This window comes from Chryseobacterium soldanellicola (genome assembly GCF_900100115.1).
Lineage (GTDB): Bacteria > Bacteroidota > Bacteroidia > Flavobacteriales > Weeksellaceae > Chryseobacterium > Chryseobacterium soldanellicola.
The window spans coordinates 390265-416484 of the sequence record NZ_FNKL01000003.1 but is presented as its reverse complement, the minus strand read 5'-3'; the positions used below and the strand labels follow the sequence as shown (position 1 = coordinate 416484).

Annotated in this window: 26 protein-coding genes and 1 pseudogene; 20 read left to right on the top strand and 7 right to left on the bottom strand. The window is 34.9% G+C overall.

The genetic code is table 11. The features are described from left to right. Position 1 precedes the first annotated feature (1 nt). The 7 genes from lpxD to BLT04_RS11375 all read left to right on the top strand — a co-directional run bounded on the left by lpxD (position 2) and on the right by BLT04_RS11375 (position 6800). Complete coding sequence (gene lpxD / locus BLT04_RS11405) at positions 2-1033, top strand: UDP-3-O-(3-hydroxymyristoyl)glucosamine N-acyltransferase (RefSeq protein ID WP_089755935.1); 1032 nt, start codon at positions 2-4, stop codon at positions 1031-1033. Next, complete coding sequence (locus tag BLT04_RS11400) at positions 1026-2423, top strand: bifunctional UDP-3-O-[3-hydroxymyristoyl] N-acetylglucosamine deacetylase/3-hydroxyacyl-ACP dehydratase (protein ID WP_089755934.1); 1398 nt, start codon at positions 1026-1028, stop codon at positions 2421-2423. The genes lpxD and BLT04_RS11400 overlap by 8 nt, the downstream gene beginning before the upstream one ends. Next, entirely contained in the window at positions 2424-3215 is a 792-nt protein-coding gene (gene lpxA, locus BLT04_RS11395) for an acyl-ACP--UDP-N-acetylglucosamine O-acyltransferase (RefSeq protein WP_089755933.1), read from the top strand. 28 nt (positions 3216-3243) lie between these two features. After that, a complete protein-coding gene (gene efp / locus BLT04_RS11390) occupies positions 3244-3807 on the top strand; it encodes an elongation factor P (protein ID WP_089755932.1) in 564 nt (187 codons plus the stop codon). A 444-nt stretch (positions 3808-4251) separates the two neighbouring features. Then, entirely contained in the window at positions 4252-5154 is a 903-nt protein-coding gene (locus BLT04_RS11385; RefSeq protein WP_089755931.1) for a UDP-3-O-(3-hydroxymyristoyl)glucosamine N-acyltransferase, read from the top strand. 89 nt (positions 5155-5243) lie between these two features. Next, complete coding sequence (gene sucD / locus BLT04_RS11380; protein WP_089755930.1) at positions 5244-6116, top strand: succinate--CoA ligase subunit alpha; 873 nt, start codon at positions 5244-5246, stop codon at positions 6114-6116. A 15-nt stretch (positions 6117-6131) separates the two neighbouring features. Beyond that, positions 6132-6800: a porin family protein gene (locus BLT04_RS11375; RefSeq protein ID WP_089755929.1), complete on the top strand. Its 669-nt coding sequence runs from the start codon at positions 6132-6134 to the stop codon at positions 6798-6800. Between the two features lie 336 nt (positions 6801-7136). On the opposite strand, the gene BLT04_RS11370 is transcribed toward BLT04_RS11375, so the two are convergent. The 3 genes from BLT04_RS11370 to BLT04_RS11360 all read right to left on the bottom strand — a co-directional run bounded on the left by BLT04_RS11370 (position 7137) and on the right by BLT04_RS11360 (position 9814). Next, entirely contained in the window at positions 7137-8444 is a 1308-nt protein-coding gene (locus tag BLT04_RS11370) for an ABC transporter permease (protein WP_089755928.1), read from the bottom strand. A gap of 2 nt (positions 8445-8446) precedes the next feature. After that, the gene (locus tag BLT04_RS11365) at positions 8447-9358 is read right to left on the bottom strand and encodes an ABC transporter ATP-binding protein (RefSeq protein ID WP_089755927.1); all 912 of its coding nucleotides are present in this window, start codon (positions 9356-9358) and stop codon (positions 8447-8449) included. A gap of 105 nt (positions 9359-9463) precedes the next feature. Then, entirely contained in the window at positions 9464-9814 is a 351-nt protein-coding gene (locus tag BLT04_RS11360) for a T9SS type A sorting domain-containing protein (RefSeq protein ID WP_089755926.1), read from the bottom strand. A gap of 120 nt (positions 9815-9934) precedes the next feature. Between BLT04_RS11360 and hemB the strand changes: the two genes are divergently transcribed. Continuing rightward, entirely contained in the window at positions 9935-10924 is a 990-nt protein-coding gene (gene hemB, locus BLT04_RS11355; protein WP_089755925.1) for a porphobilinogen synthase, read from the top strand. A gap of 162 nt (positions 10925-11086) precedes the next feature. Here hemB and BLT04_RS11350 read toward each other — a convergent pair whose 3' ends face one another. After that, complete coding sequence (locus BLT04_RS11350) at positions 11087-11815, bottom strand: hypothetical protein (protein WP_089755924.1); 729 nt, start codon at positions 11813-11815, stop codon at positions 11087-11089. A gap of 74 nt (positions 11816-11889) precedes the next feature. Next, positions 11890-12180, bottom strand: coding sequence for a TM2 domain-containing protein (locus BLT04_RS11345; protein ID WP_089755923.1), 291 nt, complete (start codon positions 12178-12180; stop codon positions 11890-11892). A gap of 145 nt (positions 12181-12325) precedes the next feature. Between BLT04_RS11345 and lptB the strand changes: the two are divergent. The 3 genes and pseudogenes from lptB to BLT04_RS11330 form a co-directional block, all read left to right on the top strand. Beyond that, positions 12326-13051 (top strand): annotated as a pseudogene (lptB, locus tag BLT04_RS11340) (LPS export ABC transporter ATP-binding protein); the annotation flags it as partial. Positions 13052-13556: 505 nt separating this feature from the next. Next, positions 13557-15284, top strand: a complete 1728-nt coding sequence (locus BLT04_RS11335) for an ABC transporter ATP-binding protein (protein ID WP_089756419.1) — start codon at positions 13557-13559, stop codon at positions 15282-15284. Positions 15285-15505: 221 nt separating this feature from the next. Next, a complete protein-coding gene (locus BLT04_RS11330; protein ID WP_089755921.1) occupies positions 15506-16459 on the top strand; it encodes a helix-turn-helix transcriptional regulator in 954 nt (317 codons plus the stop codon). 202 nt (positions 16460-16661) lie between these two features. Here BLT04_RS11330 and BLT04_RS11325 read toward each other — a convergent pair whose 3' ends face one another. Beyond that, positions 16662-17153 (bottom strand): DinB family protein, encoded by a 492-nt coding sequence (locus BLT04_RS11325; protein ID WP_089755920.1) that lies wholly within the window; start codon positions 17151-17153, stop codon positions 16662-16664. A 294-nt stretch (positions 17154-17447) separates the two neighbouring features. Here BLT04_RS11325 and cmoA point away from each other — a divergent pair, with 294 nt between their 5' ends. From cmoA to BLT04_RS11295, 6 genes are all read left to right on the top strand, one after another. Continuing rightward, the gene (cmoA, locus tag BLT04_RS11320) at positions 17448-18188 is read left to right on the top strand and encodes a carboxy-S-adenosyl-L-methionine synthase CmoA (RefSeq protein WP_089755919.1); all 741 of its coding nucleotides are present in this window, start codon (positions 17448-17450) and stop codon (positions 18186-18188) included. Then, a complete protein-coding gene (locus BLT04_RS11315) occupies positions 18185-18904 on the top strand; it encodes a methyltransferase family protein (RefSeq protein WP_089755918.1) in 720 nt (239 codons plus the stop codon). Before cmoA ends, BLT04_RS11315 begins: the two co-directional genes overlap by 4 nt. A gap of 61 nt (positions 18905-18965) precedes the next feature. After that, positions 18966-19535, top strand: a complete 570-nt coding sequence (locus tag BLT04_RS11310; RefSeq protein WP_089755917.1) for a cob(I)yrinic acid a,c-diamide adenosyltransferase — start codon at positions 18966-18968, stop codon at positions 19533-19535. Continuing rightward, entirely contained in the window at positions 19525-20154 is a 630-nt protein-coding gene (locus tag BLT04_RS11305) for a thiamine diphosphokinase (protein WP_089755916.1), read from the top strand. The genes BLT04_RS11310 and BLT04_RS11305 overlap by 11 nt, the downstream gene beginning before the upstream one ends. Before the next feature lie 190 nt (positions 20155-20344). Further along, positions 20345-21220, top strand: a complete 876-nt coding sequence (locus BLT04_RS11300) for a tyrosine-protein phosphatase (protein ID WP_089755915.1) — start codon at positions 20345-20347, stop codon at positions 21218-21220. A gap of 110 nt (positions 21221-21330) precedes the next feature. Continuing rightward, complete coding sequence (locus BLT04_RS11295; protein ID WP_089755914.1) at positions 21331-22722, top strand: type III PLP-dependent enzyme domain-containing protein; 1392 nt, start codon at positions 21331-21333, stop codon at positions 22720-22722. Between the two features lie 127 nt (positions 22723-22849). On the opposite strand, the gene BLT04_RS11290 is transcribed toward BLT04_RS11295, so the two are convergent. Beyond that, positions 22850-23509, bottom strand: a complete 660-nt coding sequence (locus BLT04_RS11290) for an HAD family hydrolase (RefSeq protein ID WP_089755913.1) — start codon at positions 23507-23509, stop codon at positions 22850-22852. A 163-nt stretch (positions 23510-23672) separates the two neighbouring features. Here BLT04_RS11290 and speB point away from each other — a divergent pair, with 163 nt between their 5' ends. The 3 genes from speB (at position 23673) to BLT04_RS11275 (ending at position 26218) form a co-directional block, all read left to right on the top strand. Next, entirely contained in the window at positions 23673-24527 is an 855-nt protein-coding gene (speB, locus tag BLT04_RS11285) for an agmatinase (protein WP_089755912.1), read from the top strand. Between the two features lie 68 nt (positions 24528-24595). Continuing rightward, on the top strand, positions 24596-25456 hold the full coding sequence (locus BLT04_RS11280) for a bifunctional helix-turn-helix domain-containing protein/methylated-DNA--[protein]-cysteine S-methyltransferase (protein WP_089755911.1): 861 nt from the start codon (positions 24596-24598) through the stop codon (positions 25454-25456). 153 nt (positions 25457-25609) lie between these two features. Continuing rightward, positions 25610-26218 carry an alpha-ketoglutarate-dependent dioxygenase AlkB family protein gene (locus BLT04_RS11275; protein ID WP_089755910.1) on the top strand — a complete coding sequence of 203 codons (609 nt, stop codon included), beginning with the start codon at positions 25610-25612 and terminating at the stop codon, positions 26216-26218. Positions 26219-26220 lie beyond the last annotated feature (2 nt).

Below are 26220 nucleotides of genomic sequence, written 5' to 3'. Positions count from 1 at the left end.
TATGGAATTTACAGCTTCGCAAATTGCAAGTTTTATTGACGGAAAAATTATAGGTGACGAGCATGCACTTATTACAGGAGTTTCACCAATAGAAAATGGAGAATCAGGGCATCTTTCTTTTATAGCACAAGATCGGTTTTCCCATTTTATAGATACTTCAAAATGTTCCGTTCTTATTGTTTCTGAGAATCTTTTAGTAAAAGATACTTACAATCCTACTATTATTGCGGTAAAAGATGCCTACCTTTCGTTTCAGGTTTTGATGAATCTGTATCAGGAGATGCAGGGCAGAAAAGAAGGGATCGAAAATGGTTCTTCTATTCATGAAACTGCCATAATCGGCGATAAGGTATATGTAGGAGCCTTTACTTATATTTCTGAAAAAGCTAAAATCGGTGAAGGATCACAGATTTATCCTCAGGTTTATATCGGAAAAGGGGTAAAAATAGGAAAGAACTGTAAAATTGACAGCGGAGCAAGAATCTACGATTACTGTATTATCGGTGATAATTGTGTGATTCATTCCAATACGGTGATTGGTGGCGACGGTTTTGGTTTCCAGCCTACAACGGAAGGTTTCAAAAAAATTCCTCAACTGGGAAATGTAATTATTGAAAATGATGTTGAAATTGGCTCAAACTGCAGCATCGACAGGGCAACCATCGGCTCAACGATTATAGGAAAAGGAACTAAAATCGATAATTTGATCCAGATTGCACATAATGTGAAAATCGGTCAGAACAATGTCATTGCAGCGCAAGCCGGAATTGCGGGTTCTACAACAATCGGCGACTGGAACCAGATTGGCGGACAGGTCGGAGTTGTGGGACATATTAAAATTGGAAATCAGGTTAAAATTCAGGCCCAGAGTGGTGTGAATTCTAGCGTAAATGATAAAGAAACATTATACGGATCACCTGCGATAAGTTATAATGAGTATCTTAGAAACTATGTGCATTTCAGAAATTTTACTGAAATTGTAAAAAGAATAAATAATCTTGAGAATACCTCAAAAGATAATACTAATGAGTGATATGCAAAAAACGCTTCAGGAAGAGGTAACACTTTCCGGAATCGGCCTTCATACGGGTAGAGAAGTAAAACTTACCATTAAACCAGCCAAAGAAAATACAGGTTTTGTCTTTGTAAGAACAGATTTAGAGGGACATCCTCAGGTAGAAGCTGATGTAAATTATGTTGTGGCAACTGAAAGAGGAACAACATTAGAGAAATTAGGGGTAAAAATCAATACTTGCGAGCACCTTTTGGCAGCTTTAGTAGGCTGTGATATTGATAACGCAATGTTGGAAATGGACGCTTCAGAACCTCCCATTTTAGACGGATCTTCAAAGTTTTTTGTAGAAGCGATCGAAAGTGTCGGCGTTGTAGAGCAGAACATTGCCAGAGAATATCTGGTGGTAAAAGAGGTTCTTACGTACAGTGATCCTGCGACAGGTTCTGAAATCACGATCATCCCATCAGAAAATTACGAAATTACAACAATGGTAGATTTTGGGACTAAAGTGTTAGGAACTCAAAATGCTACATTAAAAAATATTTCAGAGTTTAAAGAAGAAATCTCATCTGCGAGAACATTCAGCTTTTTGCATGAATTGGAAATGCTCTTAGATCACGGCTTGATCAAAGGTGGAGATATTTCCAACGCAATCGTTTATGTAGATAAAGATCTTACGCCTGAAACAACAGAAAAATTAAAGAAAGCCTTTGGTAAAGACAATGTGTCGATCAGACCAAACGGAATTCTTGATAATCTTAATTTAAATTATCCTAACGAAGCTGCAAGACACAAATTATTGGATGTAATCGGTGATTTGGCTTTGGCCGGAGTGAAAATTAAAGGAAAAGTTATTGCTAATAAGCCAGGACATTTCGTAAATACTCAATTTGCAAAAAAACTCAACCGCCAGTGGAAGCTGCAAAAGAAGAAAAACGTTCCTGATTTTGATTTAACAAAAGAACCTGTTTTCGATATCAACGGAATTATGAAGCTAATGCCTCACAGACCTCCGTTTTTGTTGATCGATAAAATTCTGGAACTGTCAGATTCTCACGTTGTAGGTTTGAAAAATGTTACAATGAACGAACCCTTCTTCGTTGGGCATTTTCCGAAAGAGCCTGTAATGCCGGGCGTTTTACAAGTTGAAGCGTTGGCGCAGACAGGAGGTATTCTGGTATTGGCAAGCGTTCCGGATCCTGAAAATTATTCTACCTATTTCATTAAAATTGATAAAGTAAAATTCAAGAGAAAAGTAGTTCCCGGGGATACCATGATTTTCAAAATTGAATTAATAGAGCCTATCAGAAGAGGAATTGTTCATATGCAGGGATTCGGATATGTAGGTGATACTGTAGCAGTAGAAGCAGAGTTAATGGCTCAAGTTGCAAAAAATAAAGTTGATTAAATGATTCATCAATTAGCAGCCGTAGATAAACGTGCGAAAATCAGCAAAAATGTTATTGTAGAACCTTTTACTACAATTGCAGGGGACGTAGAAATCGGAGAAGGTACTTGGATTGGCCCTAATGTTACCATCATGGATGGAGCAAGAATCGGTAAAAACTGCAGGATTTTTCCCGGAACGGTAATCTCGGCGATTCCCCAGGATTTAAAATTTGACGGGGAAGATACCCAGGTAATTATTGGTGATGAAACAACAATCAGAGAGTGTGTAACGGTAAACAGAGGGACAAAAGCTCTCGGATTTACCAAAATCGGTAAAAATTGCCTGATTATGGCAACTTCCCACATTGCACACGACTGCGTGATCGGTGATCATGTAATCATTGTAAATGGTTGTGGTATTGCGGGGCATGTTGAGATCGGCGATTACACGGTGATGGGAGGCCTCAGTGCTGTTCATCAGTTTGGAAAAATCGGAAAACACGTAATGATTTCGGGAGGAACTCTGGTAAGAAAAGATATTCCACCTTATGTAAAAGTAGCGAGAGAGCCAATGTCTTACGCAGGAATCAACTCTGTTGGTCTGAGAAGAAGAGGATTTACCAATGAGAAGATTTTCGAAATTCAAAAAATTTACAGAACGATTTTCCAAATGAAAATGAACGTTTCCCAGGCCGTAACTTACATCGAAAAAGAAATGCTTCCAACCGCTGAAAGAGATGAAATTCTTCAGTTTATCCAAAATTCTCCAAGAGGTATCGTAAAAGGATACGGAACAGGAAAAGATAGTTAATAGTAAAAATAAAGATAATATAAAATTAATGGCAACAAGTAACGATATAAGAAAAGGACTTTGCATCGAATTTAGCAATGATATTTTCAAAGTAATCGAATTTCTTCACGTAAAACCAGGAAAAGGACCAGCTTTCGTAAGAACAAAACTAAAATCAGTAACCAACGGAAAAGTATTGGATAATACCTTCTCTGCAGGACATAAAATTGATGAGGTTAAAGTAATTACAAGAAAATTCCAATATCTTTATGATGACGAAAATGGTTTCCACTTTATGAATAATGACGATTTTTCGCAGCTTTATCTTGATAAAGAAATGATCGAGAACTCTCAGTTTATGAAAGCTGGTGAAGAGGTTACGATCATCCTGAAAGAAGCTGATGAAACTCCACTTTCTGCGGAACTTCCTCAATCGGTTTTCCTTGACGTGATCGAAGCTGATCCGGGAGTAAAAGGAAATACAGCGACCAATGCTCTTAAAAACGCTATCGTTGAAACAGGAGCTCGAGTAATGGTTCCTCTGTTTATCGAGCCGGGAGACAGAATCAAAGTAAGCACAGAAGACGGTTCTTACCTGGAAAGAGTAAAATAATAATACAATTTACATAAATTCGGTTTGCACTAGCAGTCCGAATTTTGTTTTATAAACTTTGGAAGTCCCGAAGGGACGACTTAACAAAGAATTGGATGTAATCCAACGGAATAATATAGCAGGTCAAATGCATTAAAATTTTGTAAAATTTGTTTTGAATATTAAGATGTTAAGTTGTTCTTAATGAATTTAATATAAAATTGGTTTGTCAATTCTTAAATTAAAAGAGTCTGAATTATCTTAAATTCTTAATGTATAGGAAAATAAAAGGCTAATTTCAAATTAAGACAATTAAGGAAAAAGTTGATATTCAATAAATATTTTGGATAATTTTTTTTTTAAGGCATCTGATCTGATAGCATCGGGATACAACCGAATTTACAAAACCGTTTTAAGGCTTAAATCTTGAAACAATTGATAAAAATTTAAACATCATTTAAAAATATGACGTTTCATCAACCACAAAAACTGAAAACTATTGCTGATCTTATCGGTGCAAAATTTATTGGTTCTGAAGACTTTGAAGTACTGGGAACTAATGAAATCCATAGGGTAAAACATGGCGAGATTGTTTTTGTTAATCATCCGAAATATTACGATAAAGCTTTACATTCAGCGGCAACTATTATTTTAATTGATAAAGAAGTTGACTGTCCGGAAGGAAAAGCCCTGTTGGTTTCTGATGATCCTTTCAGGGATTTTAATAAAATTAATACGCATTTCACGAGAATTTACAATTTCACGGAAGAGCTTCACGATGTTGAAATAGGGGAAGGAACCCATATTCACCGCTCAGCAGTGATCGGAAATAATGTGAAAATCGGAAAAAATACACTGATTTTTCCAAATGTTGTCATTGGTGACAGATCGGTGATCGGCGATAATGTAGTGATTCAGTCCAATACGGTTTTAGGAGGTGATGCCTTTTATTACAGAAAAGTAAACGGAAATTTTGACCGTCTGATTTCTGTCGGAAACGTCGTTATCGAAAACAATGTAGAAATCGGAAACGGCTGTACAATCGACCGCGGTGTTACGGATTCTACAATCATTGGGGAAGGCTCCGTTCTGGATAATCAAATTCAGATCGGCCATGATACGGTTATCGGTAAAAAATGTTTAATCGCTTCGCAAGTGGGCATCGCAGGATGCTGTATAATCGGTGATGAAGTGACATTGTGGGGGCAGGTAGGCATCGCTTCCGGTAATAAAATTGATAGCGGATCTGTTCTTTTAGGCAAAACCGGAGTCAACAGAGATCTTGAAAAAGGAACCTATATCGGGATGTTTGCAGAAGATTTTAAAACATATCTGAAAAAAGAAGTAAAGCTGAGAAATCTCAAATAAACAAATTGAAAGTTTTATCTTAAATCAAAGAAAAATAAGTAAATTTGTGAGCATTAATAAAACAAAAAAATAAATTAAAACATAATAAAATGTCAATTTTAGTAAACAAAGATTCTAAAGTAATTGTACAAGGATTTACAGGGAACGAAGGGACTTTCCATGCAAGCCAGATGATTGAATACGGAACAAACGTAGTAGGTGGTGTTACTCCTGGAAAAGGAGGAAGCGAGCACTTAGGAAAGCCTGTATTCAATACTGTTGCTGATGCTGTTGCAAAAGCCGGAGCTAACGTAAGTATCATTTTCGTACCGCCTGCATTTGCTGCAGATGCTATTATGGAAGCTGCTGAAGCAGGTATTAAAGTTATTGTATGTATTACTGAAGGTATTCCTGTAGCGGATATGGTGAAAGTAAAATCTTACATCGCTGACAGAGACTGCAGATTAATCGGTCCAAACTGTCCGGGAATCATTACTTCTGATGAAGCTAAAATTGGTATTATGCCTGGTTTCGTTTTCAAAAAAGGAAAAGTAGGGATCGTTTCTAAATCAGGAACTCTTACTTATGAAGCTGCTGACCAGGTTGTAAGAGCTGGTTTCGGGATCTCAACGGCAATCGGAATCGGTGGAGACCCAATCATCGGAACAACCACAAGAGAAGCATTGGAGTTATTCATCAATGATCCTGAAACAGAAGCTGTTGTAATGATCGGAGAAATCGGTGGTGGCCTTGAGGCTGAAGCTGCAAGATGGTACAAAGCAAGCGGGTCTACTAAGCCTGTTGTAGGTTTTATCGCTGGTCAAACGGCTCCTAAAGGAAGAACTATGGGACATGCTGGTGCAATTGTAGGAGGTGATGAAGATACAGCTCAGGCAAAAATGGAAATCATGAGAGAAAATGGTATCAATGTTGTAGATTCCCCGGCTGATATTGGTGCAACTGTAGCAAAAGTTTTAGCTTAACATAAAAACAAACATATGAAAAAAATTTTATTAGCCTCGGCTGTGGTATTCTCTACTCTATCTTTCGCACAGATTGATTTTAGTAGCACAAGATTTGGTATCACTGCAGGAGGTAACTATTCAGGGGTGAAAAATGCCCACAATCCCTCAGGAAAAAGATTTACCGTTCAGGCAGGTGTTTTAGCTTTAATCCCTGTCGGAAATGAAAATCAGTTTTTCCTTCAGCCCGAAATCGTTTATTTTGGTGCAGGAGAAACCGGAAAAAATAAAGATTCTAAAGGAGTGGATGGTTATGACGCTGTGTATGCCAATAACTATTTAAGTGTTCCTATTAATTTCAAAGGATATTTTTCTGAAGATGAATCAGAATTCTTTGGTATAGTAGGACCTAGATTTAATTTCTTATTAAGTCAGAAAGTGAAAAATGCTCCTTTATCAAGACCTTATTACAATCCGGATGTTGTTGATCCTGCTTTGTCTAATGTAAACGGAAAAGCAAGCAGCTTTAATTTCGGAGTAGGAGTTGGGGTAGGATATAGTTATAAAAGACAATTGGAATTAACAGCAAAATATGATTTTGGTATTTCCGATACATATCCGGGGCTTAAGAACGAACCAAAAGGATCTAATAAGAATAAATCTGAACAGGTTCTTAGTTTAACTTTGAGCTACATCTTTGAATAATAAATAAGATTTATTTCGTTCAAAACATAAAAAATCCCGGGAGCAATTCTCGGGATTTTTATTTTATAATTTAAACTTGGACTTAAATTTAATTTGACAAACTGGAATTAATTGCGTGGTCTAACCGACCTAGGAAGCTTTAGCGTTAATAAAATAAGTTCTGAGAACGTTAAAAAAATTCTAGTGTTTGAAGCGCGACCTAAATGTTGAATCGGAGAACAAATAGTAAATTTCGCGCAAGTTTTAGAATTTTTAGTGAACAGAAATTATTTTTAGCGAAAGATTCCAGTCTTGAACTTTTGGTCCTTTTGCTTCAAGGCAAAAGGACATACTAATTTATCCTTTAATCCATTTCCAAAGCTCCTTCAAAGTAGCCTTATTTCCATACATTAAAATCCCTACTCTGTAAATTTTCCCCGCAAGGAATATCATAAAAATAGTTGTTCCTAAAAGCAATCCGATCGATAAAGCAATCTGCCATGCCGGAACTCCAAAAGGTATTCTCGCAATCATCGCAACAGGCGATGTAAACGGGATAATTGACAACCAAAAGCCAAGCGGCCCGTCGGGATTATTCATTAAAGTAAAACTTCCGTACATCCCTAAAGTCAATGGTAAAATAGCAAATAAAGTGAATTGCTGGGTTTCCGTTTCATTGTCAACGGCAGAACCGATGGCTGCATAAATCGAGCTGTAAAAAATGTATCCCAATAAGAAAAACACAATGAATACGAAGATAATTAAAGGAAAATTCAACTCCAATAAACTGTGAGAAACCTGAGTTCCCATTTTTAGAATGTCAAATTTACCCATCATTCCTTCACTTCCGGGGATATTTTTATGAATGGATGAAAAACCTGTATTTAAAATTAAAGCTCCAATAACAGACATCGTAATCCAAACAATAAACTGTGTCAGAGCAACGAGCGTTACCCCCAGAATTTTCCCCATCATCAGCTCAAAAGGCTTTACAGAAGAGATAATAATCTCAACAACACGGTTGTTTTTTTCCTCCAGAACACTTCGCATGACTCTCACACCATAAATGATGATAAACATGAAGGTAACATACATTAAAAGCATGCTCAACACTGTTTTTACCCCAAAATTAAGGTCAGAATCTTCTTTGTTGTTTTCCGAAACATTGATGGTTTTTAACGTAAAACTTTTATCAAGATTATTCAATTGAGCTTCAGCGATTCCCAGCTGTTTTATCTTTTCTTTTTTGATAACATTATTAATATCAGAAACGATTTTCTGCTTGGTATCAAAACCGATTTTACTGTTGATGACCAATCTTGTATTTTGTTCTAAATCATCGAAATTTTTGGTTTTTAATTCTGGTAAAATCAAAATTCCGTCTAAAGATTCATTTCCTTTTAAATTGTTGATCTTCGATTTTTCATCAGCCGCAGAAACAAAAACATAATTGATCTGATCGTCAGATTTCAACTGATTTTTGAATAGACCGCTTTTATCAACGACTTCAATAATGCTGTGCGATTCATTAGCTTTAAACATTAAGCCAATGACAGACCCAAAAGCGATCAATAAAATTGGTGCCAATAAAGTTAATATAATGAAGGATTTTTTCTTAACCTGCGTAAGAAATTCCCTTTTTGTAATTAAAAAAATATTATTCATAATTAAGAGTTGTTGCTTACCGCATTAATAAACACTTCATTCATACTCGGAATTCTCTCGTCGAATGATCTCACTTTTCCAACATTCACAAGATCTAAAATGATATGATTCTGATCGCTTTCATTTTTTAAATCAAAAGAAACCAGGTTGTTTTCGTTGGATAAATTAAAGATCTCATATTTATTTTTGAAAGTATCAAATTGAGAATCGTTTACTTCAGAAAGGGTAATTCCGAAAATATTTTTCTTGAATTTTTCTCTTACATCGAAAACTCTTCCGTCAATGATTTTTTTAGAATTATCAATTAAAGCAACATAATCACACATTTCTTCCACACTTTCCATTCTGTGGGTTGAAAGAATAATGGTCGTTCCGTTATTTTTAAGGTCAATGATCTGATCTTTAATTAAATTGGCATTTACAGGGTCAAAGCCTGAAAACGGCTCATCGAGAATCAATAAATGTGGTCTGTGAAGAACCGTCACCACAAACTGGATCTTTTGGGCCATCCCTTTTGACAGTTCAGACAGTTTTTTCTTCCACCATTGATCGATGTGAAGTTTGTCGAACCATTTTTTTGCTTCATTCTGAGCATCGTTTTTGCTCATGCCTTTCAGTTCTCCGAAATAAACGATCTGATCTCCCACGCTCATATTTTTGTAAAGACCTCTTTCTTCAGGCATATAACCGATGTCTTTGATATGGGTAGGGTTAAGTTTTTCCCCGTTAATGAAAACATCTCCGGAATCAGCCTGAGTAATTTGATTGATGATACGGATAAAAGAAGTTTTTCCGGCTCCGTTCGGACCTAAAAGACCATAAATACTTGCCTTCGGAACATGAATGCTGAAATCATCCAACGCTACCTTTTTTCCTGCATTATAGGTCTTTGTAATATGTTCTGCTTTTAGCATTAAATTGTTTTTTACAATTAGTATAGAATAGTCCCGAAAGTTACGGAATTATTAAAACAGAATTAATGTAAAAGAAAAAATCCTGATGATTATCAGGATTTAATTTTATTGTTTTACGATTTGAGTAACCTTTTGCGTGTTGTCGCTCAAAATATATCGGATTAGATATTTTCCGGGTTTCAATTTTTCAATATTGATCTCTCCCGTATTCATATTCACCGAATAATTGGCAACCTGTGTACCCAAAATTGAATAGAAAGTCACGCTTTTGATCTTCAAAGAAGTATCTTTTGCCTTCACAATTAAAAAGTCCTTCGCAGGATTGGGATAGGCAACTAACACACCATCATCCGCTTTTTGTGAGATGGAACCTGGCTCTTTTATCTGAGCTTTCAAATTGCTGGAAAACCCAACAAAAGTGCCTAAAAAGATAAATAAAAGTAAAAGTTTTTTCATCAAATTATAATTTCTCAAGTATTTAGTAACAAAAATAAATAATTCTACAATCTCTCGCAATAGTTTTTTATATAAGTTGTAGTAAATTTGTAGAAACTTATTCAAAAAGTATTCCAAAAGATGATACATTCAAGAAATAGAAGACTTAGGGTTAATGAATCTATAAGAGGTCTGGTAAGAGAAAATAATCTTACAACGAATGATTTTGTAATGCCGATCTTCGTAATGGAGGGCGAAAACAAGGAAGAACCCATCGCATCGATGCCGGGAATTTTCAGGAGGAGCATAGATTTAACGGTGAAAGAATGTAAAGAGTTATTTTCTTTAGGAGTAAAAGCGGTCAATCTGTATATGAAGGTGTCGGAACATTTAAAGGACAACACCGGAAAAGAAGCCTGGAATAAAGACGGATTGATGCAAAACACCATCAGAGCTATCAAAGATGCCGTTCCTGAGATGATTATTATGCCGGATGTTGCTTTAGATCCTTATTCAATTTACGGTCACGACGGAATTATCGAAAACGGTAAAATCATGAATGATGCAACCAATGACGCGTTGGCAAGAATGTCCGTTTCACATGCAGAAGCAGGAGCTGACATTGTGGCACCAAGTGACATGATGGACGGAAGAGTTCAGACCATTCGTGAGGCTTTGGAAGATAGCGGATTTACGGATGTCGGGATTTTGAGTTATGCCGCAAAATATGCAAGTTCGTTCTACGGACCCTTCAGAAGTGCTTTAGACAGCGCCCCAAAAGATAATATGGAAATTCCGAAAGACAAAAAAACATATCAGATGGATTTTCATAATTCAAGAGAAGCGTTAAATGAAGTTTTCAAAGATATTGATGAAGGTGCTGATATTATTATGATCAAACCGGGATTGCCATATTTAGATATTGTGTCTAAAGTTCGTGAAGCGATCGACCTGCCGATTGCAGTTTACAACGTCAGCGGAGAATATGCGATGGTAAAAGCAGCTGCCCAAAACGGCTGGCTTGATAATGATAAAACGATTATTGAAAGCTTAACTTGCTTCAAAAGAGCCGGAGCAGATATGATTTTTACCTATTTTGCGAAAGAAGCAGCGATTCTTTTAAACAGGTAAAAAATTATCAATAGCAACGGGCTTTAGCCCGTTTAATAAAAGTAAAAACTCATAGGGCTTTAGCCAAAATTTAAAATAAGTTTGGCTAAAGCCTTTTAAAGAAAGATGTAATTGACAAAACGGGCTAAAGCCCGTTCCTATTGATATGATTTTGTAAAAATTTTAAGAAATATCAAAATCCTTTCCTTTGGTAAATTTTGCTGCAAAAGGAGCCTGATTTCCGGTATATTTCAAAACGAAATTTTTCTTTGTATCGGTATCAACTTTAGCCTGAACTTCAACATCCTGTGTCTGAAAGCTTACCTCTAAATTTACCCCCGCATCTTTTTCAAGATTAATTTCTACACTTTCAGCAAAGAAAAGAGAAGTGCTTAAATAATTAAACTTAATGTTTTTCCGATAAGTCTTAGACTGCTCCTGAGTAAATTCAGAATAGCTTCTTAAAATTTCAATTCCGGGAGAATCAATGTTGGTAATTCTTGATTTGGTCACTCCATTTACTTTTACTGAAAAGTCTTTGGCATTTTTAATATCTCCGTTTACTCCGATGTTGAATAAAGAAGGTAATGAAAGACCAAACTCGATCATGCTGTCTTTATTGAATTCAAAATCCGGAATCAGAGCAGGATATTTCTGAACGTTCATTAATTTGGTTTTAATGGTATTCAGCTCTTCCCCTGAAAACAAAAATCCGATCAGGTTATTTCCTGTTGTTCTCCAGTTTCTTCCGTTCCATTCAAAAATTTCACACAATAATGTATCCGTTGAGGAATGCGGCAGCAAATCCATATCCTGCCACTTGAAAACCTCCTTCGCGTAAGGTCTGCGATTGACAATATTGACCCCAAGATCTAAGGCTAAAAGATCTGTCAGCTGTTGATTATTTTCCATAATTCAATGAGTTGTTATTTGGTCATATAAAATTATGGAAATTAAATAAAAACAGAAGAAATTTATATTAAATCTTACAACCAGCCTTTTTTGCCATATACATACGTATCATCAAACTGTTTATCACTCATAAATAAATATAAAATCCCCTCAATAAAAGGAATAATGGAAGCTACTCCCAAAGTAACTATGTTAAGAATTATTTGAATAATTCCTTCTTTTGTATAGCCAAGATAAAATTTATTTAAAGCCAGCCAGCCGACAAGAATTCCCAATAAAGCTGCAGGGATTTTCTTTTCCGAACGATAAGGAACATTGTTTTGCTGATTCTGATTATCCGTTTTTGTATAGCCGTAATTTTCCATTTTAATATTTTTTGAGATTATGTGAATTGTTTTTAATAAGTAGTTTTAAATTGTAAATCGTTACATCTATTAAAAAATCATAAAACTTTAACAACCGTTTCTTAATCTAAAATTTTTAATTCAAAAAAACTTTATCTTTGCGACTATGATTTTACGAGGAGAAAATTTAATCAAAGAATACGGTCCTAAAAAAGTTGTAAAAGGCGTTTCTGTACAGGTTGAACAGGGAGAAATTGTTGGGCTGCTTGGTCCGAACGGGGCAGGAAAAACCACTTCATTCTATATGATCGTAGGATTGGTTAAGCCCACCTCCGGTAGGATTTTCCTTGATAAGCAGGAGATTACAACCGATGCGATGTACCGCAGAGCTCAAAAAGGAATCGGTTATCTGGCTCAGGAAGCCTCGGTTTTCAGGAAGCTTTCGGTGGAAGAAAACATCATGGGAGTTTTGCAGTTAACGAAGCTTTCAAAGCGCGAGCAACAAATAAAGTGCGACGAACTGGTTGAGGAATTTTCTCTGCAGCACGTCCGTAAAAACAGAGGTGATCTTCTTTCCGGAGGGGAAAGACGCAGAACAGAAATTGCGCGCTGTCTGGCAACAGACCCTAGTTTTATCCTGTTGGATGAGCCTTTTGCGGGAGTTGACCCGATCGCTGTTGAAGATATTCAGAAAATTGTACGAAGCTTGGTTGATAAAAATATTGGAATTTTAATCACCGATCACAACGTTCAGCAGACTTTAGCAATTACCAATAAAACATACATCATGTTTGAAGGCAGGATTTTGAAAGAAGGCCTTCCGGAAGAGCTGGCAAACGATCCGCTGGTAAGAGAAGCGTATCTTGGTGAAAACTTCGTATATCAGAGTATTTTAGACAAACCGAAAAAGAAAAAATACGCGTATAATATCTGGGCAGGAAATTTTGATTCAAAAGCTCAGCTGCAAGGTTTTACTGATGAAAATTTCTCGCAGTTTGATGATTTGAGATTGATGTATGGCTTTGAAGATATCAGTTTTTCATCATTGGGAAATTCAGAAATCCAGCATATTTTCAATGAGGTGATTGATAAAAATGCCAATAATTCTTTTGTATTCCAGAAAAAAGAAATCACTTCACAATATTCTATGGAACAGGCAGAAGCAGAATCTAAGGCAGCAAGCAAACCTGAATTACATTATCTTACAACTTATCTTTACGAAGGATAATAAAATAACGCAATTTAATTTGCTGAAAAATATAATAAAACGTACCTTTTTCTCAGAAACGGTACGTTTTTTAGTTAAAATAATTCCTATGGCAAAACCTTTTAACAGAACAGTCACTTTATTCGGGATTTATAAGCAGCTCATTCCATTTATAAGGCCTTACCGTTTAATGATTTATGGAACTTTATTCCTTACTTTTTTAGGTGCGCTTGCGGCTCAGGTCAATCCACTTGTTTTGAAATATACGGTAGATGAGGTTACCAAACTGACACATCTTCCACATCCGATGTCCGAAGGGATCCATGTTTTGGTGGTGATTTCCATTATTTTACTGGGAAAAGAACTGTTGAATATTTTTATCAATTTCGGGCAGAAATTTTATGGTGAAAAAATTAGAATTAATGTAAGTTCGGTGTTGGCACAGTCGGCGATTGACAAGATTTTAGGTTACAGAGTTGCTTATTTTAACGATGAAAATCACGAATCCGGAAAACTTCAGATAAGAATTGATCGAGGGATTGAAAGTCTGACAAGATTGGTTCAAAACTTCTTCATTGATATGCTTCCGTTATTTTCAAATGCGATTATTGCATTGATTATCATGTATATGCAAAATGTATATGTTGGAATGGTTTCTACGATTATTGTGCCTATTTATTTTTATATCAGTTCTTTACAGGCAAAAAAATTGGGTGGAGTTCGTCGACAATTGAGAAATCAACGCGAACAAAAAACTTCCGGACTGTTAAACTTAATTAATTCCATTATGGTGATTAAAAGTTTTGTCCGTGAAAAATTTGAAGGAAAAAAACAATACGATCTGCAAATGCAGTTGATGGAAAGTCAAATGTTTACCCGAAAAACGAATTTTATTTATGATGGTTTAAAGACTTTCATTGAGCAGTTTGGAGTGGTTTTAATTATACTTTTAACAGTTTATCTGGTCTTGGATCAGCAAATGACAATCGGTGCAATCATGCTTCACATCATGCTTTTCAATAATGTTTCGGCGCCAATTCGCCAGCTGCACAGGATTTATGATGATATGAATGACGCAATGATTTATGCGGAAGGATATTTTGATATTCTAAATGCCGACAACGAAAAAGAACCAAACGGAAATTTTGTAGAAAAAGAGATCAAAGGTAATTTTGAATTAAAAAATGTCAACTTCTCCTATCCCAACGGAACACAGGCGCTCCACGATGTTTCCATGAAAATTGAGAACGGAAAAACGACGGCTTTGGTCGGCTTAAGCGGTGCCGGAAAATCCACGATTATCAATCTTTTATGTAAATTTTATCTTCCCGATTCAGGGAAAATTTTGTTAGATCATGTTAATTTAAATGATTTTGAAAACACATTTTTAAGAAATGATCTTGGGCTGGTTCTTCAGAAAAACCATATTTTTCAGGGAAGTATCGAAGACAACATCCGCTACGGAAATATGAATGCAACTTTTGAAGAAATTGAAGATGCTGCCAAAAAAGCATATCTGCACGAGCAGATTTTAGATTTACCTGAAAAATATAACCACGACGCTACCCAGCTTTCCGGAGGTCAGCAGCAAAGAATTGCAATTGCAAGATTATTTTTAAAAAATCCGCCAATTATTTTCCTTGACGAGCCGACTGCAAGTCTTGATGCCATCGCGACCGAACAGATTAAAAACTCTCTGGATGCCATAAAAGAAGGCAGAACGGTGATTATTATTTCACATTCCTTATCCCAAATTTTAGATTCGGATACGATTTATGTAATGAAAAAAGGCAGAGTTGTGGAAAGCGGAACCCACGATGAATTGGTTCAAATGAATGGAACTTATCGCGAGATTTTTGATGCATCTGCAAGAAGCTTAAATTTGGATAAATTAGTGAATACTTTTAAAGATAATTAATTAGAAATTAGAAATTAGAAATTAGATATTAGATATTAGATATTAGATATTAGATATTAGATATTAGATATTAGATATTAGATATTAGATATTAGATATTAGATATTAGATATTAGATATTAGATATTAGATATTAGATATTAGATATTATTTTTGCTAAACACTAAAACACTAAAACACTAAAACACTAAAACACTAAAACACTCGAACTCTCATTCTCAATGAACGACCATTACTTAAAAAAACTCGACAGAGTCACGGCTATTCTCACACAATTACAGTCAAAACCGATCGTAAGGGCTCAGGATTTAGCACAAAAATTCGAGGTAAGTGTAAGGACAATTTACCGCGATGTCAAAACGTTGGAAAATGCCGGAATTCCCATTGTTGGTGAAGCTGGAAGTGGTTATTCTTTGATGGATGGCTACAAGCTTCCCCCCGTAATGTTTACGAAAGAAGAGGTTTTGAGCTTCATTACTGCTGAAAAATTAATGCAGAAATTTTTACATCAAAGTTTAGGTAATCATTATCAGACTGCGATGGAAAAAGTACGCTCGGTTTTGAAATATTCCGACAGAAATTTAATCCAGAATATTGAAAATCAGATTGATATTTTTAACTATCAGCCAAAGACTGAAGACACCATTAAAAATATCATTCCCACCATTCTCGAAAGCATTGCCGAAAAACGACAATTAATCATGGAATATAAAACTGTAGATTCTAAAATTTCTACCAGAACAATTGAAGTGGTCGGCGTTTTCTTTGAATTTAATTATTGGTATATTATGGCGTACTGTATTTTAAGAAATGATTTCAGGCAGTTTCGGGTAGACAGGATTTTACAGATTTCAAAAACTCAAAATCCTTTCTTACAGGAATATGGCCAGATCAATGATTACAGAAAAAATTCAAATGGAAATAAAACTAAAGTAAGGCTTTTAGTGGATAAAAAAATTATAAATCATCTGGTAAATTCAAAAAAATATTACGGATTAACCGAAGAAATTGAAACAGAAAACGGAATAGAAATGACCTTTGAAACAGAATGGATTGATGAAGGTTTTCCCCGCTGGCTGATTACTTTTGCAGATTTTGCAAAGGTTCTGGAGCCGGAAAGCCTTACTGTAAAACTGAAAGATCTGTTAATAAAAATTTCAGGAAAGCATCAATAAAAACCTCAACAAATTTTCTGTTGAGGTTAAGCAATATTAGTTTAATTTGAAATGTTTCTTAAGATAAAGGCGAATTTGTATATCGCAAAATCGTTGTCAAAATTTAATTTATTGAATGCGTTTTCGCCTTTTTCAGATTATGATTGATTTTTCATATTGAGTTTGATTAAAGATTTTAGTCTCCACAAAGGCATTAATGGGGCTAAAATCTCTCCCAAAAAAAAGGCGGCTTAATTCCTAAAGCTCTCAGATAAACATATCCTTGTCCACGGTGATGAATCTCATTATCAACGAAATATAAAATATTCTGATAGACAGGAAATTCATATTGACCGAATAAATTAAAAGTCTCCTGAAATCTTTCTTCAGAAATCTGACCAAAATAATGGTTGATTACTTCAGTTTCTTCGTCCCACTTTTTCAGGATTTCTTCTTTGGTTGTCGGGTTGAAGCCTTCTTCGCTGTAGCCTTCCATATTTTTATTGACGATTCCTTTTAAAGCAGGACCGCCGATGCTGATTAACTCTAATGCTAATTTTGCGAAAGGTCTCATTCCTGCCACTGAAAATTCAAATAATTCTTTCTCAGGGAACGCTTCAATTACTCTTCTTGTCAGATTTCTGTGCCCTTGCCAGTGCTCTAATAATTGCTCGGATGTTACAAATTGTTTTGTGATGGATGTAGTAGTTGTCATAATTTTAATGTTGTTTGTTATTGTTGATACAAAGATAATACAGCATTATGACAACAGTTTGTCAGTAGGTTTTTTCAATAATTGAAAAAAATAAATATCTATAATTAATAATTAATTAAGATAAATTTTACTTATAATTTCAATACAAAAGATAATTTTCGGAATCGAATAAAGAAAATAATAAATAATGAGTGTTTTGAGTCGAATTGTGGAAAATATTAACTGAATACGGTAAAATCCGGAATTAAAACTCAATTCAATTAGAATTAAAAAATCTTTGAAAAATTGAACATTATGCAGGAAATTATTAATTCAGATAAGGTTTTCAGGGAAAAGCTTGAAAATCTTCCGGACTTTGAGTTTAATACCAAAGTGGCAGGTGTTTTTGACGATATGGTAAGCCGTTCCGTTCCGTTTTATGATGAGCTTCAACGAATGACGAGTGAGCTGGCCGGAAATTATGCCCAATTCGGGACCAATGTATATGATTTAGGATGTTCCACAGGAACCACAATGCTTTTGATGGATAAAACGATTCAGGATGGTATTAAATTCATTGGAATAGATGATTCTGAGGAAATGATTATCAAATGTAAAGAAAAGCTGGATAATTTTAAACTCAATCGTGATATTGAACTTCAGATGGCTGATTTTACCAAAAAAGTTCCTGTAGAAAATGCTTCGGTTGTTGCAATGGTGCTGGTTCTGCAGTTTATCAGGCCAATTCATCGTTTAGACATCGTGAGAAAAATTTACAACGGAATGGTGAAAAACGGTGTATTTATTTTTATTGAAAAAATCTTAGCAGAACAGAAGTCTTTTAACAGAGAATATATAGATTATTACTACGATTTTAAGCGCAGAAATAATTATAGCGAGCTTGAAATTTCACAAAAAAGAGAAGCCTTGGAAAATGTTCTGATTCCGTATAAAACCAGTGAAAATATTACTATGTTGCAGGATGCAGGTTTTAAGGAGGTTGAAGTGTTTTTCAGGTGGTATAATTTCACAGGTATTATTGCAAAAAAGTTATGATACAGATAGGTAATTTTTTTTTCAAGTACAGAAATTTTTTATTTATTGTTTTGTATTTGCTGTTATTTATTCCGTCACCTTTGCTATTTGGTGAAAAATTTGGTCTAAATTATTATTGGATCGCCATTATTTTAGGTTTGACAATTACAGTATTAGGACAGCTTATCCGTGGCGGAACAATTGGTCTTGCATACATTGTGAGAGGCGGAAAAGACAAAAAAGTATATGCGGACGGTCTGGTTACAGAAGGAATTTTTAATCATGTCAGAAACCCTTTATATGTGGGGAATATCTTAATGCTTTTAGGCGTTGGATTTTTAGCTAATTCTTTGATTTATATATTGATTATTATGCCGGTTTTTTTATTTATTTATCACTGTATTGTTTTGGCGGAAGAAAATTTTCTAAAAAGTAAATTCGGAGCAGATTTTGAAAATTATACGAAAAAAGTTCACCGGTGGATTCCCAATGTTTCAGGATTAAACAAAACTTTCTCTTCCATGGAATTTAAATGGAAAAGATGGTTAATTAAAGAATATAATACACAATTTGTGTGGCTTTGTGGGATAGTTTTAATTCTTCTGTTCAAATATCCACAGCTTACCAATAGCAATGATAATGTTAGAAATTTGTTGGCTTTTATTTTTGTTCTGACCTTTGCAGGATATTATTTTTTTATCCGATATATGAAAAAATCCGGAAAATGGATTGCATAATTGTATAGTTAAAAACTCTAAAAAACTTTGTCGGCTTGGGCTAAAAAAGTATTTTAGTAGTATGAAAATTTATACGAAAACAGGCGATAAAGGTCAGACTGCTTTGTATGGCGGGACAAGAGTTTCAAAAGCCAGCGCGCGGGTTGACAGTTACGGAAATATAGACGAGCTCAATTCATTCATCGGGATTGCAAAAAGCCATATCGAAGATCAGGAAGTTTTAAAGCAATTAAAAAAAATACAGTTCGATTTATTCACAGTAGGTTCGGAGGCAGCAACACCGGTCGATAAATTGATGCTGGCTAACGGAAAATCGCGTCTTCCGGTAATTATTTCTGATACTGAAATTGAAGAATTAGAAAACTGGATGGATGCTTTTGAAGAAAAACTAGAGCCACTTCAATATTTTATCCTTCCCGGTGGTGGAAAATCGGCAACATTTTTACATGCAGCAAGAACGATTTGCAGAAGGGCAGAACGTTCTTTGGTTTTCTTAAATGAATCGGAAGAGGTTCGTCCTGAGCTTATTAAGTATTTAAACAGGCTTTCCGATTATCTTTTTGTTTTGGCGAGATACATTTCAAAACTCAACAACGAACCGGAAGAATACTGGAATCCGAATGAAAGATAAAGCACTACTTTTCATTAACGGTGATGCCCCGGAATCTTTCCCCGATTTAGAAAATTATGGGCTAATTGCCTGTACAGACGGGGCTTTTCATTATTTGAAAAGACTTAATTTTCCTTTAGATAAGCTTGATTTTATTTCCGGCGATTTTGATTCGCATTCCGGTGCAGATGAAAATGTCTATGATGAAAAATTCATTTATACTCCGGATCAGGATAAAACGGATTTTCATAAGGCGTTAGAAATTATTGCAGAAAAAAAATTCAAAAATGTTGATGTTTTAGGAGGAAGTGGAGGTGAACAGGACCATTTTTTAGGAAATCTTACCGTTGCATTTGGTTTTAAAAATCAATTAAATATTAAGTTTTACGACGCATTTTCAGAATATTATTTTGTTCCGAAAAATTTTACGGTAAAAGGTGTAAAAGATAAAATGGTTTCATTGTATCCGTTTCCTACAGTTGAAAATATTACGACAAAAGGCTTAAATTGGTGTTTAACGAATGGAAATTTAAGCATAACTTCAAGAATCGGAACCAGAAATTTTGCCGTTGAAGATGAGATTTGTATTGAATATGAAAAAGGCGATTTGCTGATTTTTATTGGGAGAAATTATCTGTAGTTTTTTGGGTTAAATACTAATTGCACAAATGTTTTTCACAAATAAACACAATAATTTTCATCAATAGGAACGGGCTTTAGCCCGTTTAAACAATAAATAAATGCCATTGGCTTTAGCCAAACTTAAATTTAATATTTTAAAATAAACATAATCATCTGTGCAAATTCGTGCAATCTGTGGGAAATAAAAAATGAAAAACTTAATTAAAATATCATTCCTTTTCATCTCATTATCCTGTATTTTTTCCTGTAAAGTACAGCAATTTTCCACACCTGAATATGGGAAAAGTGAAACAGAAAATTCTATTAAAATTAAAAAAGTAAATAACTTCCGGACTTTAGGAAATATTAAAAATTCTGAAGGAAAAATATTAAAAGAAGGGAAATTTTACCGAAGCGGAAATCTTTATAAGCTTAAAAATAATTCGTTTAAAAAGCTTGATAAATTAGGAATTAAGGAAGTTATCGATCTCAGAAATGCAAAAGAAATTGGCGATAAGCCGGACAATCTTCCCGGAAATATAAGTTATAAAAAATATTCCGCTTTTGAAGATCAGGGTGATCAGCTTTCACAAGCGAAAAAATTAGTCTTAAAAGGAAAAGTAAATGCTTCAGATGCAGACAAAAGAATGCTTGATTTTTATCGGGAATATGTCACAGAAAATCCTGAAGCGATCAAAAAAATCATTACAGAAATTTTAGGATCCGATCAGCCTGTTTTGTATCACTGCACTGCCGGAAAAGACCGCACGGGCATTATTACAGCGGTGATTTTAACAATTTTAAAATTTGATAAAGACACCATTTACAACGATTATCTTTTATCAAATAATTTCAGAAAAGATTTGGTTGAAAAAAGACTGAACCTTGCGAATAATTTACATTTCATTTATCCAAAAATGGATCTGAAAGTTTTAGAAAAATTAAGCTGGATTGAAAGCGATTATTTGGATGCTGCTTTTGATGAGATTAATAAGAAATATGGCTCAACAGATGTTTATATTCAACAGGTGTTAGGTATTTCTAATGATAAACGGGAAGAATATATCCGCAAGTTTACATATTGATAATTGGGCCGAATTTTTTACTGTAACGATCATAGAAATTTATAATAATTTTAACACCCGAAAATCAAACTTTTTTAGCAATTTTGCATTCTTAATTCACTTGTCAAAAAATGAAAATAAAATACTCGGAACTTATTGATCAGACATTATATTTTCCTACCGAAGAATTTAATGTTTCTGAGAACAATTTGTTGTTTCACGATATTCCTTTGATGGAAGTTGTTGAAAAGTTTGGAACTCCCTTAAAGGTAAGTTACCTCCCGAAGATTTCTCAAAATATTCAGAAAGCGAAAAGCTGGTTTAAAGAAGCCTTTGAGAAAACCGAATATAAAAAAAACTACAGATATTGCTACTGTACAAAATCCAGTCATTTTAAATTTGTCATTGAAGAAGCGCTAAAGAATGATATTTCTATAGAAACTTCTTCTGCATATGACATGGATATCGTAAAATCTCTTTACAAAGAAGGGAAAGTAACAAAAGATATCGAAGTGATTTGTAACGGTTTCAAAACGGATGATTATCTGGCGAAAATTTCGGATATGATCAACAATGGTTTTGAAAATATTACGCCGATTTTAGATAATTACCGTGAGCTGGATAAGCTTACAGAAAGCATCGACAGCACTTTCGACATCGGAATCAGAATCGCTTCTGAGGAAGAGCCGAAATTCGAATTTTATACCTCAAGATTAGGAATCGGGTATAAAGATATTATTCCTTATTACAGCCAAAAAATTGCCGAACACCCGAATGCAAGATTGAAAATGCTCCATTTCTTCATTAATACTGGGATTAAAGACACAGCATATTATTGGAACGAATTGTATAAATGTCTTCGTGTTTACGCACGTTTGAAGAAAATTGCTCCGGAAGTGAATTCTCTGAATATTGGTGGAGGTTTCCCTATCAAAACTTCGTTGCAGTTTGATTACGATTATCAATATATGGTTGAAGAAATCGTTTCTCAGATCAAGAAATTCTGTGAGGAAGAAGGAGTAGAAGAGCCAAATATTTATACTGAATTCGGAAGCTTTACCGTTGGAGAAAGTGGTGCGAACATCTATAAAATTATTTCTCAAAAACGCCAGAACGACAGAGAAAAATGGAATATGATCGATTCATCTTTTATGACAACGCTTCCTGACACCTGGGCGATTTCAAGACACTTTATCATGCTTCCGCTGAACCGTTGGGAAGATACCTACGAAAGAGTTTTCTTAGGTGGATTAACTTGTGATTCAGACGATTATTATAATTCTGAACAGCATACAAACGCAATTTACTTGCCTGTTTTCAGTGATACAAAGCCTTTGTATATTGGTTTTTTCCATACAGGAGCTTATCAAGAAACCATTGGTGGTTATGGTGGTGTTCATCACTGTTTGATGCCTCAGCCGAGACATATTTTGATTCAGAAAGATGAAAATGGAGAGCTTCAATACGAAATTTTCCGTGAGAAGCAGGAACCGGAAGATGTTTTGAAACTTTTAGGATATTAATAAAATCCGCCATTGCGAGGAACAGTCTCATCAATAGGAACGGGCTTTAGCCCGTTTATAAATAAAAAACAATCAATTGGCTTTAGCCAAAACTTATAAAAGCTCTCGAATTTGAGAGCTTTTTTATTTAAAAATACTTTGAAACCTTGTCTAATTCAAGTTCTATATAGTCTGAAACTACAGTATCAGCCAACGTATAATCCTGATCTTTGGAGTTTGGACTTCTATAGGCCGCACAGAAAATATTCGCTCTGTGGGCTGCTAAAATCCCGTTTGTAGAATCTTCAATAACCATGCAGTTTTCGACAGGCTGTTTGGCCATTTCAGCTGCCAGAAGAAAAACTTCAGGGTGAGGTTTTGACTCTTTAAGATCGGCACCGCTAATTTTTCCGCTGAAATATTTCTCCAAACCGAACTTTTCAAAAACCATATTAATGGTCGTCATCGTTGCAGAAGAGGCAAGGATTAATGTGATTCCGTTTTCATGATAATGCTCAATCAATTCTTTTACTCCCGGAATTAAATCAAATTCATCATCATTGTAAAAATAATCCTTAAAATGAGCTCTTTTGATGGTTGCAATATCTTCGTGAGTTTGATTTAAATTAAATGTATTAATTAAAGTCTCGCAAACCCTTTTGGTAGAAGCTCCCGTGAAAGAAGTATATAGACCTTCGGAAACCTCAATTTCCAGTTCGTTGAATGTTTTGAAATAAGCTTTTCTGTGCAATGGTTCTGTATCTACGATCACTCCATCCATATCGAAAAGAACGGCTTTTAAAGGCATATTTTGAAATTTTTTACAAAAATAACTTTTAAAATTTAAACAGTAAAAGATTTAAAAAAACTTATAACTCAAAACTCATCATTTATAAACTCAAGTACTATTTTGTATCTTTGTAAAATCTTTTAATTTTTCAGTCATTTAATTTTTTAATTAATCATTATATATGAAAACATACGCAGGAATTCCTGAAGAAAATGCATCGTTAGAAAACTCAAAAGTAGTATTGGTAACCGTTCCTTACGACGGAACTTCCACCTGGGGAAAAGGAGCTGATAAAGGTCCTGAATTGTTTCTTGATGCTTCTGAAAATATGGAGCTTTACGACATCGAAACAGGAACTGAGCCTTATCTGGAAGGTGTTTATTTAGCTGGAGAAATTACAGAAAAATCTTCACCTGAAGCAATGACGGAAGCTGTTTATCAAAAAACGAAAGAGCTTTTGAATAACGACGGGAAATTATTCACCCTTTTCGGGGGAGAACACTCTGTTTCTATCGGTTCGATTCGTGCGGTGGGTGAGAAATATGAGAATTTGACGGTTCTTCAACTAGATGCTCACACAGATTTGCGTCCCGAATTCCACGGTTCTACTTCTAATCACGCTTGTGCGGTTTTTGAAGCAAATCAGAAGCATAATTTAGTACAAGTGGGAATCCGTTCCATGGACATTGAAGAAGCCGAATATTTACCGGAAGGAAGAGTGTTTTTCGCTCACGAAATTGCCAATAATGAAAACTGGGTAAATGATGTGTTGGAAAAAGTTTCAGGAAACGTTTATATTACCATCGATTTGGATGCTTTTGACCCTTCCATCGCTCCGTCAACAGGAACTCCCGAGCCAGGCGGTTTACAATGGTACCCTACATTAGAGTTATTAAGAAAAGTATTTGAAAAATGTAACGTTGTAGCGTTTGATATTGTAGAATTAATGGATTCTCCGATGGCAAAACCAAGTGCATTCTTGGCAGCTAAGCTATATTACAAAATGCTTGCTTATTATCATATTAATCAAGACTAAAACTTCGCAAGAATCAGATTTTTTCTACCGAAAATTCTTTGGAAATTTGTGAGGTAAAACAAAATGATATGTCCACACAAAATCAAATAGATTATAACCGGATTGCGAAAGCGATAGCGTATATTCAAAGTAATTTTAAGCTTCAGCCGAGTTTGGATGAAGTGGCAGAAAAGATTAACCTGAGTCCGGCTCATTTCCAGAAAATATTTACGGATTGGGCAGGGACAAGTCCTAAAAAGTTTTTACAGTTCATCAGTCTGGAACATGCTAAAAATTTATTAAAGGAAGAAAAAGCGAGCTTATTTGATACAGCCTATGAAACAGGTCTTTCCAGCACAAGCAGATTGCACGATTTGTTTGTAAATATTGAAGGAATGACGCCTGCCGAATATAAAAACGGCGGAAAAAGCCTCAACATCAATTACAGTTTTTCCGAAAGTCCTTTTGGAAACGTAATTACAGCTTCCACAGAAAAAGGAATCTGTTATATGGCTTTTGAAAATGATACAGATAAAGCATTGGGAGATTTAATTTTTAAATTTCCCAATGCTTCTTTTTTTGAAAAACAGGACGAATTTCAGAAAAATGCCTTATCTATTTTCAATAAAGACTGGACGAAACTTAACACCATTAAGTTACATTTAAAAGGCACAGATTTTCAGTTAAAAGTCTGGGAAAGTCTTCTCACCATTCCGATGGGAAAATTGTCAACATATGGTAATTTAGCCGGAAAAATTGGCAATCCAAATGCTTCAAGAGCGGTCGGAACAGCAATTGGAAGCAATCCTGTTGCATTTTTAATTCCCTGTCACCGTGTGATTCAGTCTTCCGGAAATCTTGGTGGTTACCGATGGGGAAGTGAAAGAAAGCAGTTGATTGTTGGCTGGGAAAGCTCGAGAGTTTATTCTGATTCTTTAAACACGAATTGACACAAATATTTTCACGAATTAACACGAATCTTTTATCAATAGGAACGGACTTTAGTCCGTTTTACAAAAATCGTCTAATCAATTGGCTTTAGCCAAAACTTATTTTAACTGAAAACTTTAAACACTAAACATAAATTTTAACTGAAAGAAATGATGAGCCTATTCGAAGATATATCAGATTTTCCTTTAAATTTACTTCCCAACGACGGAACCGTTCATTACTACGGAAAAGTTTTTTCCAAAGAAAAATCCGATTTTTATTATGATTATTTATTCAATCAAATTCCTTGGGAAAATGATGAAGCCGTGATTTTTGGAAAATTGATTTTAACGAAAAGAAAAGTTGCCTGGTTTGGAGAAAAAGCATTTGAATACACCTATTCAAACCGAACAAAATATGCAAAAATATGGACTCCCGAACTATTAGAATTAAAACAAAAATGTGAAGAAGTTACGGGAGAAACGTACAATTCCTGTTTATTGAATTTATACCATGACGGAAGCGAAGGAATGGCCTATCACAGTGATGCAGAAAAAGATCTGAAAAAACACGGCGCCATTGCTTCACTGACTTTCGGAGCGGAAAGAAAATTTTTATTTAAGCATAAAACAACCAAAGAAAAAGTAGAAATATTCTTAGAAAACGGAAGTTTACTGGTGATGAAAGGTACAACGCAAGACCATTGGATGCACCGGCTTCCGCCAACGACAAAAGTGAAAACTCCGAGAGTAAATCTGACTTTCAGAACGATTGAGGAGTAATA